The following is a 12422-nucleotide window of genomic DNA, read 5'->3' as shown; positions in this document are numbered from 1 at the left end:
TTCACCGCGATCTGAGCGCGATGTGCGGCCCTGGACGGGGCCGTGCATCGCGCTCGGCGCGTTACAGCCCCGCTTCTGCCAGCAGATACGCCGTCATCGGGTCGTAGAAGCGAGGGCTCACCACATGGTCGTCGAGCGGCACCGCGACCTGGAGGGTGCCCTCGGACTCGGCGAGGAAGAGCGCCGGGTCGTTGCAGTCGGCGTAGCCCACCGCGTCCACGCCGTGCTGCGCGGCGTAACCGGCCCAGCCGTGATCGGCCACCACGAGATCGGGCAGCGGGCGCCCGGCGCGCTCAAGTCCGGTGAGAATGGCGCGCATCGGCTCCCCGGAGTGGGTGTGCCAGAGGGTCGCGCCGTGCTCCAGGACGGCCACGTCCGCGAACTGCATGACGTACCCCTCCTCCGTCGTCAGCCCGTCGGGGATGACGGTGATCTCGCAGCCGGCGGCACGCAGCGCGGCGGCCGTGGCGCGGTGCACGTCGAGCAGGCCGCCCGGGTGACCGGTCGCGAACAGCACCCGCTGCCCGCCCTCGGCCGCCTTGCGCAGCCGGGCCGCCATGCGGTCCAGCGCGTCCACGGTCAGCTCGGGGTCGATGGTGTCCTGGCCGTAGCGGTGCCCGGGGTCGTCGTTCACACCGACGCGTTCGGCCATCACCGCGAGCACGTCCTGCTCGTCGGACCAGCGGTCGCCCAGCTCCAGACCGAGCCAGAAGTGACGGTCTCCGTTGGCGAGCCTGCGGTAGTGGGAGAGGTTGTTCTCGCGGGGTGTGGCGACGTCGCCCGCGATACGTGTTCTCACCAGATGCTCGACCAGCTCGGCGCGGCTGGGTGTCCCGGGTATCGGCATGCCCCCCATTGTGGGGCAGGCGGCCGGGTGCCGTCTCCGGCATCGGCCGAGCCCGCGGGGTGAGTTGATCACCTGACGGGGTTCAGCCCCGGCGCAGCGCGAACCACAGCTCCATCCGTACGTCCGGATCGTCCATATCGGCCCCGAGCAGGGCCGCGCAGCGGGCGATCCGCTGGCGCACGGTGTTGCGGTGGACGCCGAGCGCGACCGCCGTACGGTCCCAACTGCCGTGCAGCGAGAGCCAGGCGCGCAGTGTCTCGGCGAGCGCGGGTCCGGCGGCGAGCGGGGCGAGCAGGGCGCGGGCGTGTGCCTCGGCGTCCGCCGGGGGGACCAGGTCCGCGAGGGCCGGCCGGGCGCCGTGCCGCACCAGCGCGGTGCGGTTCGCCCGGGCGCGGGCCAGCGCGCGGGCCGCCTGCGCGTCGGCGGCCGGCCAGTCGGCCGGGTGCGCGGGCGCGCTCACCCCGAGCGTCCAGCCGGGCTGCGGCTCCGGCTCCCGCCCGCCGGGCACCAGTACCCGTACGACCTCGCCGGTGAGGTCCGTCAGCGGTGAGCCCAGCGCCGCCCCGAGCGCGGCGGCCGCCACCGCGTCCGGTGTCCGCTGCTCCGGCCGCGCGTGCACGACGACCCATGGCTCCCGCCCCGGCCCCAGCAACGGCACGACCTCCTCGGGCCCGGCCCCCAGCAGCAGCCGCACCAGCGCCGAGGACCGGTCCGCCCCGGCCCCGCTCTGGTGCTCCCCGCTCAGCAGCGACAGCAGCACGGCCGCGACGGACGCGATGGTGTGATCGCCTGCGGTGCGCCGCGCTGCCGCGACACCGAGCACGAACCCGCCGTTGCTGCCGAGGGCGTAGGCGGAGAGATGGGCGCCTTGGTGGGTGTCGGTGGCGGAGGTGGGGGTGGGGCGGTGGTGGGTCTCGCGGGTGGGGGTGGCGCCCGGCTGGGCGCCGGGGGCGGTCCGGGGCGTGGCTCCGGGCCTGGGGGCGGCGTCGGCTCCGGGTGGGGGGCCGGGGACGACGGGGGCCTTGTCGGCTCCGGGTGCGGGGCCGGGGCGCGTCCCGGGGCCGGGGCCTGCATCGGCTCTGGGCAGCAGTCCGGTCTCGGCTCCGGGTGTGCGGTCGGCCTCGGTCCCGGGCGCGTGGCCCGACACCGCTCCGGGTGTGCCCGTGGACCCCTCCGCAGTGGTCTCTCCGCCCGTGGACCGCTCCGCGCGGGTCTCCCCGCCCGTGGACTCCGCCGCGTGGGTGCCCCCGCGAGCCGTACCGGTGGCCGGGCGCTCCGCGCCGTCACCCTCCGGCGTTGCCGGGGCCTCCGGCGGACGTCCTCCCGTCGGCGTCTTCGGGCCCGGCAGCGGACGTACCCCTGGCGGCGTCTCCGGAGCCGCCGGCGCACGTACCCCCGGCGACGTCCCCGGCGGACGTACCCCCGGCGCCGGCAGCGGACGTACCACCGACGCCAGCCGGGCCAGCGCCTCCCGGGCCCCCGGGGTCGCCGGGAGGCGGCCCGCGGCGGCGATCGCCGTGCCGTCCGGGCCGTAGAGCACCGCGTGGCCCGCGAGGCGCTGGGCGAGCTGGCGGAGGACGGCGGGGACCGGGTCGGGGCGGGACGCGGCGGCGGCCAGGCTCTGCTGGGCCTCCGTGACGCGGCGGAGTTCGGCCAGGCGGGCCTGGGCCATCAGCTGCCAGACGGCGCGGGCGATACCGGAGAACGTCGTACGCGGGGGCACCTCCAGGAGGGGCAGGCCGTACGCCTCGCACGCCGCGACCAGCGCGCGCGGCACCGTGTCGTGCACCGGGGCGAGCCCGAAGCCGAGGGCGGCGCCGCCCGCCGCGACGATCCGGGAGACGTAGTCGTCGAAGTACGCCCCGGAGCCGGCCGCTTCCGGCACGTGAACCCCTGCCGTCAGCAGCAGCTCGCCGCCCAGGAGATAGGGGTACGGGTCCGCCATCTCCGAGGTGTGCGCCCAGTGGATCACCGTGTCCGGGTCCTCGGGGCCCGCGATCTGCCGCAGCCCCAGGTCCTCGCGCGCGAGCAGGGCGGAGAGCGGTACGGGCGGGGTCGGCGGCACGGTCGGCGGCACGGCCGGCGCGATCGGGTCCGTCATGATGTGCGATTCCTCCGTCCCGCCCCGTTCAAGTGGATGAAACGTACACTTCGCTGTCGCTTTCCGGCCACCTAATGTCGAGGCGGAACGGCAGCCGCGGGTACGGGCGGATGTCCCCGCGAAAAGCTGCCGTCGCACCCCCACGAAACCGCACGACACGCCACCGGACCGCGCGAAGGAGGGCCCCGCCCATGGCCGTCGACTACACAGTGATCGTCGTCTATCTCGTCGGAATGCTGGCCATGGGCTGGTGGGGAATGCGCCGGGCCAGGTCGAAGAGCGAGTTCCTGGTGGCCGGCCGCCGCCTGGGGCCCGTCATGTACTCCGGCACCATGGCCGCGATCGTCCTCGGCGGCGCGTCCACCATCGGCGGTGTCGGCCTCGGCTACCGCTACGGCCTCTCCGGCGCCTGGATGGTCTTCACCATCGGCCTCGGCCTGCTGGCCCTCTCGGTGTTCTTCTCGGCCCGCATCGCCCGCCTGAAGGTCTACACCGTCTCCGAGATGCTGGACCTGCGCTACGGCGGCCGGGCCGGAGTCATCTCCGGCGTGGTCATGTGGGCGTACACCCTCATGCTCGCGGTGACCTCCACCATCGCCTACGCCACGATCTTCGACGTGCTGTTCGACATGAACCGCACCCTCGCGATCGTCCTCGGCGGCTCGATCGTCGTCGCGTACTCCACCCTCGGCGGCATGTGGTCGATCACGCTCACCGACATGGTGCAGTTCGTGGTGAAGACCATCGGCGTCCTGCTCCTGCTGCTGCCCATCGCCGTGGTCAAGGCGGGCGGCTTCGCGGAGATGAAGGCCAAGCTCCCCACCACGTACTTCGACCCGCTGGGCATCGGCGGCGAGACGATCTTCACCTATGTGCTGATCTACACCTTCGGCATGCTGATCGGCCAGGACATCTGGCAGCGCGTGTTCACCGCCCGCGACGACCGCACCGCCAAGTGGGGCGGCACGGTGGCCGGCACCTACTGTCTGGCCTACGCCGTCGCGGGCTCGGTCATCGGCACCGCCGCCAAGGTCCTCTACCCGAAGCTCGCCAACCCGGACGACGCCTTCGCGACCATCGTCAAGGACGAACTCCCCGTCGGCGTACGGGGTCTGGTGCTGGCCGCCGCCCTCGCCGCCGTGATGTCCACCTCCTCCGGCGCGCTGATCGCCTGCGCGACCGTCGCGAACAACGACATCTGGTCCCGGCTGCGCGGCCTGGTCCGCCCCGGCGGCGAGGAGCACGACGAGGTCAGGGGCAACCGCGTCTTCATCCTGATCATGGGGCTCGCGGTGATCGGCACCGCCATCGCCCTGAACAACGTGGTCGAGGCGCTGACCGTCGCGTACAACCTGCTCGTCGGCGGTCTGCTCGTGCCCATCCTCGGCGGTCTGCTGTGGAAGCGCGGCACCGTGCAGGGCGCGCTGGCCTCCGTGATCGCCGGCGGCCTCGCGGTGATCGGCCTGATGGCGGCCTACGGCATCCTGGCCAACGAGCCCGTCTACTACGGCCTGCTCGCCTCCCTCGCCGCCTACGTCGTCGTCTCCCTGGCCACCAAGCCCACCGACGAACGCGTCCTCGCCGTCTGGCGCGACCGCCTCGCCGGAAAGTCCCCCGAACTCGCGTCCGAACCGGTCCCGGCTCACCAGTAGAGTCGTACGGAAAGCAGTACATGCGCGACGAAGCGCAAGGAAGAAGGCATTTCACGATGAGCAGCTCCGAGACGCCCCGCGGGCCCGTCGACTCCTCCCGCGTCCCGCGCTACGCGGGTCCCGCGACCTTCGCCCGGCTGCCCCGCCTGGACGAGGTCGGCCGCGCCGACGTCGCCGTGGTCGGCGTGCCGTTCGACTCCGGCGTCTCGTACCGGCCGGGCGCCCGCTTCGGCGGCAACGCCATCCGCGAGGCGTCCCGGCTGCTGCGCCCGTACAACCCCGCGCAGGACGCCTCCCCCTTCGCCCTCGCGCAGGTCGCGGACGGCGGCGACATCGCGGTGAACCCGTTCAACATCAACGAGGCCGTCGACACGATCGAGGCCGCCGCCGACGACCTGCTCGGCACCGGCGCCCGTCTGATGACCCTGGGCGGCGACCACACCATCGCGCTGCCGCTGCTGCGCAGTGTCGCCAAGAAGCACGGCCCGGTCGCGCTGCTCCACTTCGACGCGCACCTCGACACCTGGGACACCTACTTCGGCGCCGAGTACACCCACGGCACGCCGTTCCGCCGCGCGGTGGAGGAGGGCATCCTCGACACCTCCGCGCTCTCGCACGTGGGCACGCGCGGCCCGCTGTACGGCAAGCAGGACCTCACGGACGACGAGAAGATGGGCTTCGGCATCGTCACCTCGGCGGACGTCTACCGCCGGGGCGCCGACGAAATCGCCGACCAGCTGCGCCAGCGCATCGGGGACCGCCCGCTGTACATCTCCATCGACATCGACTGCCTCGACCCCGCCCACGCCCCCGGCACCGGCACCCCCGAGGCGGGCGGCATGACCTCCCGCGAGCTGCTGGAGATCCTGCGCGGGCTGGCCTCGTGCAACCTGGTCTCGGCGGACGTGGTCGAGGTCGCCCCGGCCTACGACCACGCCGAGATCACCTCGGTGGCCGCGTCCCACACCGCGTACGAACTGACCACCATCATGAGCCGTCAGATCGCGGCGGCCCGGAAGGACGCGTAAGCGCAGTGACTCACGACCACGACCTGGTGCTCCGCCCGACGCAGGCGCAGATCTCCGCCGCCCTGAACCCTCCTCCCGGGCGCAACGGCGGCGACCTGGTCGTGGAGACCCTGGCCGGGCTCGGCGCGACGACCGTCTTCGGGCTGCCCGGCCAGCACGCGCTCGGCATGTTCGACGCCCTGCGCCGCTCCTCCCTGCGCTACATCGGCCTCCGGGTGGAGAACAACGCGGGCTTCGCGGCCGACGCGTACGGCCGGATCACAGGGGAGGCGGCGCCGCTGCTGCTCTCCACCGGCCCGGGCGCGCTGACCTCGCTGGCCGCGCTCCAGGAGGCGGCGTCGGCGTCGGCGCCCGTCCTGGCGATCAGCAGCCAGATCCCGACGGCGGGGCTCGGCGGCGGCCGGCACGGCTATCTCCATGAACTCCCGGACCAGTCCGCCTCGTTCCGGGGCGTGGTCAAGTCGGTCCACACGGTCCGTACGCAGTCGCAGATCCCGTCCGCGATCGCGGAGGCGTGGCGCTCCGCGCTGACGGCCCCGCACGGCCCGGTGTGGGTGGAGATCCCGCAGGACGTGCTCCTCGCGGAGACCTCGCTGCCGGTGGTCACCGCCCCGGACGCGACCCCGGAGGAACTGGTCCCGCGCGTCGAACTCACGGCGGTGGCGGCGGACTTGCTGTCCCGCGCCCGGCGTCCCGCGATCATCGCGGGCGGGGGAGTCGTACGCTCCGACGCCTCGGGCAAGCTGCTTCAGCTCGCGGAGGCGCTGGACGCCCCCGTGGTGACGACCTTCGGCGGGAAGGGTGCCTTCCCCTGGGAACACCCGCTGTCGCTGCAGTCCTGGCTGGAGGACCGGCACATGACGGACCTCCTGGAGGACGCGGACGTCCTGCTGGTGGTGGGCTCGGGGCTGGGTGAACTCTCCTCGAACTACCACACGTTCAAGCCGCGCGGCCGGGTGATCCAGATCGAGGCGGACCTCGGCAAGCTGGAGTCCAACCATCCGGCGCTGGGCATCCACGCGGACGCCCGCCTCGCGCTCCAGGCGCTGCTTGAGACGGTGTCGCCGCGGACGGACGCGACGGCTGCGGACCGGGTGCGGGAGCTCCTGGAGAAGGTGGCGGCACGCCTCTCCTCCCAGGAACTCACCCTGGAACAGGACGTGTTGGCGTCGGTGCGGAAGGCGCTGCCTCCCGGCTCCCCGTCCTTCTGGGACATGACGATCCTCGCCTACTGGGCCTGGTCCGCCTTCGACCCCCGCGGGTCCAACACCATGCACTCCGCCCAGGGCGCCGGCGGCCTCGGCTACGGCTTCCCGGCGGCCCTCGGCGCCGCGGCCGCCGACCCCACCCGCCCGGTCCTCGCCGTCTCCGGCGACGGCGGCGCCCTGTACTCCATCGCGGAACTGGCCACGGCCCGCCAGTACGACCTCCCGGTCACCTGGCTCATCGTGGACGACGGCGGCTACGGCATCCTCCGCGAGTACATGACGGACGCCTTCGGCCAGGCGACGGCGACGGAACTGACCCGGCCCGACTACGTCGCCCTCGCGGAATCCTTCGGCGTCCCGGGCGTCCTGACCTCCCCCGAGACCCTGGAGGCGGACCTGTCGAAGGCGCTGGCCTCTCCGGGCCCCTCGGTGGTCGTCCTCCCGGCGCTGCTGCGGATGTTCGCGCCGACGCATCTGGACTGACCGGCGTCACGCCCCGGCCGCGTCGAGCAGCACCTCTGCCAGCTCGCGCGGCCGGGAGAACATCGGCCAGTGCCCGGTGTCCATCCGGACGAGGCGCCAGTGTCCGCCGGCCACCAACTCGGCAACCTCGTCGTCCAGTTCGTCCCCGGCGAGTTCGCACAGGACGTACGTCGCCCTCAGTTCGCCGAGCGGCCGGGTGAGCACGGCGGGCTCGGTCAGCGTGCGGCCCGGGTGAGGCGTGGCGTTGTCCACGATCCGCGCGACCTGCTCCTCGGTGAGGCCGTGTCCGTCGAAGTGGGAGGCGGGGGCGAGCGGCCAGAAGCCGTTGTTCCCGGCGAGGGACTTCTCCAGGGCCGCCCCGCCGTCCGGCCATTGAGAGGCGAACGACTTGCCGTCGGCCGGAACGCTGGAGTCGACGAACACGGTGTGCGCCAGCCGCTCCCCGATCCGCTCCGCGGCCTGCCCGACCGGGATACCGGCGTAGCTGTGCCCCACCAGGACGACATCGCGCAGACCGTGCCGTTCGACCTCGTCGACGATGTCCTGGACATGGGTCCGCTGCCCGGCCGCCGTGCCCTGCCGGTCGGCGAGGCCGGAGAGCGTCAACGGGTGCACCCCGTGCCCGGCCGCCCGCAGCCGCGGTACGACGTCGTCCCACGCCCAGGAGCCGAGGCGCGCGCCCGCGACCAGTACGAAGTTCGTCATGGGGGCACCGTAACGGGGGATCCCGGAGGCCGCCGGGGAATTACGGCGGGCCCCGGAAACCGACTTCGGCCGGCCGCCGGGCGAGTCCTACGATCAAGCCCATGACCAGCACCCCGCAGTCCTGCACCGTCCGCCACTTCTCCCAGTCCAACCCCGCGGGACCGGGCTGCGACAGCATGCCGGCCCTCCTGCGCCGACTGGCCGACTCCATAGAGGAGTTCGGCCCCGTCGAAGTCCAGGACGTCGTGCTCTCCTGGGAGATGACCGAACACGGCCCCTGGCGGTCGGGGACGGTTTATTTCCATCTGCCGGAGGACGGCTGAGCGGCCGGCGGAACACGGCCTAGGGGCGCCCGGAGTCGCCCCGGAGGAACACCGCGCTGCCGAGCACGCCCAGGAGGACGACGGCCGCGTTCACCGCGATCGCCGGCTTCAGGCCGGTCAGGACGGCGTGTGGGCCGGTGCCGGGCATCGCGCCGGTGGCGATCGCGCTCATCACCGGGGTGCCCATGGTGATGCCGATCTGCTGAGTCATGGTCGCGAGCCCGGTCGCCAGGCCCTGTTCGCCGTCGGCCAGACCCGACGTGGCGGTCACCATGAAGCCGACGATGACGAGCATGTTGCCGACACCGCCCGCGAAGGTGGCGGCGAGCAGCGGCCACAGGGACGCCTGAGTCGTGCCGAGGCCGAGCAGCGCGGCCGTGAACACCGCCTGGACGACTCCGCCGGCGATCAGCGTCCGCCGGCTGCCGATCCGCCCGATGACCCTCGGCGCGAGGGCGCCGCCCGTGACCGTACCGGCCCCCAGCACCCCGAAGGACAGCCCGGCCGCCAGCGGGGAGAAGCCCAGCACCCGCTGGAGGTACAGGGTCAGCAGGAAGACGAGGGAGGTCTCGGTGAGGAACGCGACGAGGCCGGCCAGGTTTCCCCAGGCGACGGTGCGCCGGCGGAGGATGCCCAGCGGTACGAGGGGTTCGGCCACCCGGCGTTCCACCGCGCCGAAGACGAGCAGGAGGGCGACTCCCGTTCCCAGGGCGCCCAGTGCGTACGGCGAACCCCAGCCGCGCTCGCCGGCCAGGGTGAGGCCCAGGACGACCGCCAGCAGACCGAGGGTGACGGTGAGGGCGCCCGGGAGGTCCAGCCGGGGGCGCTCGCCGCTGTCCCGCGACTCCCCGATGACCGCCGGGGCGACCAGCAGCACCGCGAGGGCGACGGGCACGTTGACGAAGAACGCCCACCGCCAGGACAGCAGGTCGGTGAGGACCCCGCCGAGGACCGCCCCGGTGGTGAACCCCGCCGACATCAAGGCGCCGTTGAGCCCGAGCGCCTTCTCCCGCAGCGGGCCCTCCGGGAACGAGGTCGTCAGCAGCGACAGCCCCGCCGGGGTGACGGCGGCGGTGGCCAGCCCTTGCAGCACGCGGGCCGCGAGCAGTACCCCGGGGCTGGTGGCGAGACCGCCCGCGAGGGAGGCGACGGCGAGTACGGCGAGGCCGCCGAGGAACAGCCTCCGTCGTCCGAAGAGGTCGGCCACGCGGCCGAAGAGCAGGGTGAAGCCTGCCGCGCAGAGCGCGAACGCGGTCCCGATCCACTGGAGTTGGCCGAGCGGGAAGCCGAGGCCCTGTCCGATCACCGGGAGCGCGACGTTCAGGATCGAGAAGTCCACGGCGAGCATGAACTGAGCGGCGAGGAGGAGGACGAGGACGAGACGGAGGCGGGGGGTGAGGGTGGTGGCCGTGGGGCGGGTCTCGGTGATCGGCATGGCGGGGTTCCCTTCGACGGGTCGACTGGGCCGGCTCGGCGAAGCCAGGCTTGTCGGCGGGGAAGGGGGCAGCCAGAACCCCGTTCCGGGCATTCACCGGGAGGGTGGTCATGACGTGACCACCCTCGGCGGGCGCCGTCCGGGCCGCCGGCGGCCATCATGGAAACCCCGAACCGTGGAGGCAGCGATGGACGCCCCGTCCGACCTGGGCGACTTCCTCAAGTCCCGCCGTGCCGCCCTGCGTCCGGAGGAGGTGGGCCTCACCCCGCTCCCGAACCGCCGCCGGGTGACCGGCCTGCGCCGGGAGGAACTGGCCATGCTCTCCGGCGTCAGCGTCACCCACTACACCCGCCTGGAACAGGGCCGCGCGGCCGGCGCCTCCGACTCCGTCCTGAACGCGATCGCCCGCACCCTGCGCCTCACCGAGGACGAGACGGCCCACCTGAAGGCGCTGGCGCGTCCCGTACGGTCCCGTAGTACGACCCCCGCCCGCCCGGAACAGGCGAGCGCGTCGGTACGCCAACTCCTCGCGTCGATGCGGGAGGTGCCGGCCCTGGCGCTGGACCGCCGTAACGACATCCTGGCCTGGAACACCGTTGGCCACGCCCTCCTGGCGCCCCACCTGCCCTTCGAGGCCCCCGCCGCCCGGGCCGGCCGCCCCAACCTGACCCGCATGCTCTTCCTGGACCCCGACTACCGCGCCCTGTACCGCGATTGGCCCGAGGAAGCGGTGCTGGCGGTGGCCTCCCTCCGTCAGCAGACCGCCCGCCACCCCGACGACCCCGGCCTCACCGACCTCGTCGGCCACCTCACCATCCACTCCGACGACTTCACGACCCACTGGAACCGCCACCCGGTCCGCACGTGCACCTCGGGCGTGAAACACCTGCGTCACCCCGTGGCGGGCGACCTGGACCTGGACTTCGAGACCCTGACGCTGCCGTCCCCGTCAGGCCACCGTCTGATCACCTACACGGCGAAGCCGCACTCGGACACGGCGGTCGCCCTCACCGTTCTCCTTGGGGACGCGCTCCCGGAGCGCCGGACGGGCGGAGCCGCTACCGGTCCGCAAGCAGTGGCGTCACGACATCCCTGACCTGTTCTTCCGTGACGCTGCCGGAGACGGACGCGGCTATGCGGCCCTGGCGGTCGAGGAACACCGTGTACGGGAGGCCGACTTGGCTGACCGTGCCGCGGGGGACGCGCAGTGCCTGTTTGCCGCCCTTGTCGATGAGGGTCGGGTAGTTCAGACGGTGCCCGCGGATGAAGGCGCGGGCGCCGGCCGCCTCGTCCCCGCCGTCCAGGCCGACGATCTGAAGACCCCGCTTGCCCAGGGCTTTCTGGATCCGGGCGAGTCCGGGTGCCTCGGCGCGGCAGGGCCCGCACCAGGATGCCCACGCGTTCAGCACCACGACCTTCCCCTTGAAGGCGTCCAGGCGCACCGGCCGGCCGTCGGCTCCGTCGCCCCGGAGCACGGGCATCGCCCGGCGGTGGGCCGCGGGCCAACTGCTGACGCCGTCCTTCACCGTCGCGTCATCGGCGGCGGAGTGGGGGCCGGCGCAGCCGGAGAGGAGGGCTGCCGCGCAGACGGCCGCCCAGGCCGCCCGTTTGATGGTCATGGGCCGTGAGTATGGCAAGCCGGTGGACCGCCCGGCGAAGGAAGTCGTCAACTTCCGAACACTCCCGTGCAACTTTCGCCCACTTCCGTGAGTCAACCGATGCATGAAAACCCGGACTCCACGTCGTACCGCAGCGGTCGTCGCCGCGCTCGGTGTCGGCATGCTCATGCCGGCCGTGGCCGCCACGCCGGCGTCCGCGGCCTCGGCCGTCAGCTGTACGTCGAACAAGGCGGGGCTCGCGGACAAGCTGAAGAAGGACATCACGGCGGCGCTCGCGAACCGGAAGAGCTCCGTGGCGCTCGGTGTGTACGACCGCTCGACGGGGACCACCTGCACGCTGCGGGCGACCAGCGCGTACGACTCGGCCAGCACCGTCAAGGTCACCGTGCTCGCCACGCTGCTCTGGGACGCCAAGAAGCACAACCGGTATCTCACCAGCACCGAGTCCTCGCTCGCCAAGGCGATGATCACGCAGTCGGACAACACCGCCACCAGCAAGCTGTGGAAGCAGCTCGGCGTGACCAAGGTCAAGGGCTTTCTGGCGGCCGCCGGGATGACCAAGACGACGCCGGGGGCGAACGGTTACTGGGGACTGACCCAGATCAACGTCACCGACGAGCAGAAGCTGCTCAAGCTGGTCACCGCCAAGAACAGCGTGCTGAGCGACAGTTCGCGGGCGTACATCCTCAAGCTCATGGGCCAGGTTGTCTCCTCCCAGCGCTGGGGCACCCCGGCCGGCGCCCCCTCCTCGGTCGCCGTGCACGTCAAGAACGGCTGGCTCCAGCGCGCGACCCACGGCTGGCGCGTCCACAGCCTCGGCACCTTCGACGGTGGCGGCCACGACTACATGATCACCGTGCTGACGCAGGACAACAGCACGATGAGCTACGGCGTCACCACCATCCAGAACGTCGCCAAGGCCATCCACAAGGACCTGGTCCCGACCGCGTCCAAGTCGGCCGTCTACGTCCCGACCAGCACCCCGCGCGAGGCCTTCGTGGCCACCCCGCCGCAGGGCTGA

At 72.8% G+C, this 12422-nt stretch carries 11 protein-coding genes; 6 read left to right on the top strand and 5 right to left on the bottom strand.

The genetic code is table 11. From position 1 onward, the window contains the following. Window positions 1-61 precede the first annotated feature (61 nt). A complete protein-coding gene (locus AB0898_RS07225) occupies window positions 62-847 on the bottom strand; it encodes a phosphatase (protein ID WP_366801824.1) in 786 nt (261 codons plus the stop codon). Between the two features lie 82 nt (window positions 848-929). Next, complete coding sequence (locus tag AB0898_RS07220) at window positions 930-2948, bottom strand: PucR family transcriptional regulator ligand-binding domain-containing protein (RefSeq protein ID WP_366801823.1); 2019 nt, start codon at window positions 2946-2948, stop codon at window positions 930-932. 191 nt (window positions 2949-3139) lie between these two features. On the opposite strand from AB0898_RS07220, the gene AB0898_RS07215 reads away from it, so the two are divergent. Genes AB0898_RS07215 through AB0898_RS07205 form a run of 3 tightly spaced genes read left to right on the top strand, consistent with a single transcriptional unit; the run spans window position 3140 to window position 7319 of the window. Continuing rightward, entirely contained in the window at window positions 3140-4600 is a 1461-nt protein-coding gene (locus AB0898_RS07215; RefSeq protein ID WP_366801822.1) for a sodium:solute symporter, read from the top strand. Window positions 4601-4656: 56 nt separating this feature from the next. Next, window positions 4657-5628, top strand: coding sequence for an agmatinase (gene speB, locus AB0898_RS07210; protein ID WP_366801821.1), 972 nt, complete (start codon window positions 4657-4659; stop codon window positions 5626-5628). Between the two features lie 5 nt (window positions 5629-5633). Beyond that, on the top strand, window positions 5634-7319 hold the full coding sequence (locus tag AB0898_RS07205) for a thiamine pyrophosphate-binding protein (RefSeq protein ID WP_366801820.1): 1686 nt from the start codon (window positions 5634-5636) through the stop codon (window positions 7317-7319). Window positions 7320-7325: 6 nt separating this feature from the next. Here AB0898_RS07205 and AB0898_RS07200 read toward each other — a convergent pair whose 3' ends face one another. Next, window positions 7326-8024, bottom strand: a complete 699-nt coding sequence (locus AB0898_RS07200; RefSeq protein ID WP_366801819.1) for an alpha/beta hydrolase — start codon at window positions 8022-8024, stop codon at window positions 7326-7328. Between the two features lie 101 nt (window positions 8025-8125). Here AB0898_RS07200 and AB0898_RS07195 point away from each other — a divergent pair, with 101 nt between their 5' ends. After that, on the top strand, window positions 8126-8347 hold the full coding sequence (locus AB0898_RS07195; RefSeq protein ID WP_366801818.1) for a hypothetical protein: 222 nt from the start codon (window positions 8126-8128) through the stop codon (window positions 8345-8347). A 19-nt stretch (window positions 8348-8366) separates the two neighbouring features. Here AB0898_RS07195 and AB0898_RS07190 read toward each other — a convergent pair whose 3' ends face one another. Continuing rightward, complete coding sequence (locus tag AB0898_RS07190) at window positions 8367-9782, bottom strand: MFS transporter (RefSeq protein ID WP_366801817.1); 1416 nt, start codon at window positions 9780-9782, stop codon at window positions 8367-8369. Window positions 9783-9969: 187 nt separating this feature from the next. Between AB0898_RS07190 and AB0898_RS07185 the strand changes: the two genes are divergently transcribed. After that, entirely contained in the window at window positions 9970-10878 is a 909-nt protein-coding gene (locus AB0898_RS07185) for a helix-turn-helix transcriptional regulator (RefSeq protein WP_366801816.1), read from the top strand. Here the strand turns inward: AB0898_RS07185 and AB0898_RS07180 are convergent. Further along, the gene (locus tag AB0898_RS07180; RefSeq protein WP_366801815.1) at window positions 10841-11401 is read right to left on the bottom strand and encodes a TlpA disulfide reductase family protein; all 561 of its coding nucleotides are present in this window, start codon (window positions 11399-11401) and stop codon (window positions 10841-10843) included. The genes AB0898_RS07185 and AB0898_RS07180 overlap by 38 nt on opposite strands. 160 nt (window positions 11402-11561) lie before the next feature. Here AB0898_RS07180 and AB0898_RS07175 point away from each other — a divergent pair, with 160 nt between their 5' ends. Next, window positions 11562-12422: a serine hydrolase gene (locus AB0898_RS07175; RefSeq protein ID WP_366801927.1), complete on the top strand. Its 861-nt coding sequence runs from the start codon at window positions 11562-11564 to the stop codon at window positions 12420-12422.

Origin of the sequence: Streptomyces sp. NPDC005435 (genome assembly GCF_040703155.1) — a bacterium.
In the GTDB taxonomy this organism is placed as follows: Bacteria; Actinomycetota; Actinomycetes; order Streptomycetales; family Streptomycetaceae; genus Streptomyces.
This window is presented reverse-complemented; position numbering and strand designations above follow the sequence as displayed.

Bases quoted from the DNA above. Each gene is read 5' to 3' on its own strand.
- AB0898_RS07215 (WP_366801822.1), top strand. From the start codon at position 3,140: ATGGCCGTCGACTACACAGTGATCGTCGTCTATCTCGTCGGAATGCTG.
- AB0898_RS07195 (WP_366801818.1), top strand. From the start codon at position 8,126: ATGACCAGCACCCCGCAGTCCTGCACCGTCCGCCACTTCTCCCAGTCC.
- AB0898_RS07185 (WP_366801816.1), top strand. From the start codon at position 9,970: ATGGACGCCCCGTCCGACCTGGGCGACTTCCTCAAGTCCCGCCGTGCC.
- AB0898_RS07180 (WP_366801815.1), bottom strand. From the start codon at position 11,401: ATGACCATCAAACGGGCGGCCTGGGCGGCCGTCTGCGCGGCAGCCCTC.
- AB0898_RS07225 (WP_366801824.1), bottom strand. From the start codon at position 847: ATGCCGATACCCGGGACACCCAGCCGCGCCGAGCTGGTCGAGCATCTG.
- AB0898_RS07175 (WP_366801927.1), top strand. From the start codon at position 11,562: ATGCTCATGCCGGCCGTGGCCGCCACGCCGGCGTCCGCGGCCTCGGCC.
- AB0898_RS07200 (WP_366801819.1), bottom strand. From the start codon at position 8,024: ATGACGAACTTCGTACTGGTCGCGGGCGCGCGCCTCGGCTCCTGGGCG.
- speB (WP_366801821.1), top strand. From the start codon at position 4,657: ATGAGCAGCTCCGAGACGCCCCGCGGGCCCGTCGACTCCTCCCGCGTC.
- AB0898_RS07190 (WP_366801817.1), bottom strand. From the start codon at position 9,782: ATGCCGATCACCGAGACCCGCCCCACGGCCACCACCCTCACCCCCCGC.
- AB0898_RS07220 (WP_366801823.1), bottom strand. From the start codon at position 2,948: ATGACGGACCCGATCGCGCCGGCCGTGCCGCCGACCGTGCCGCCGACC.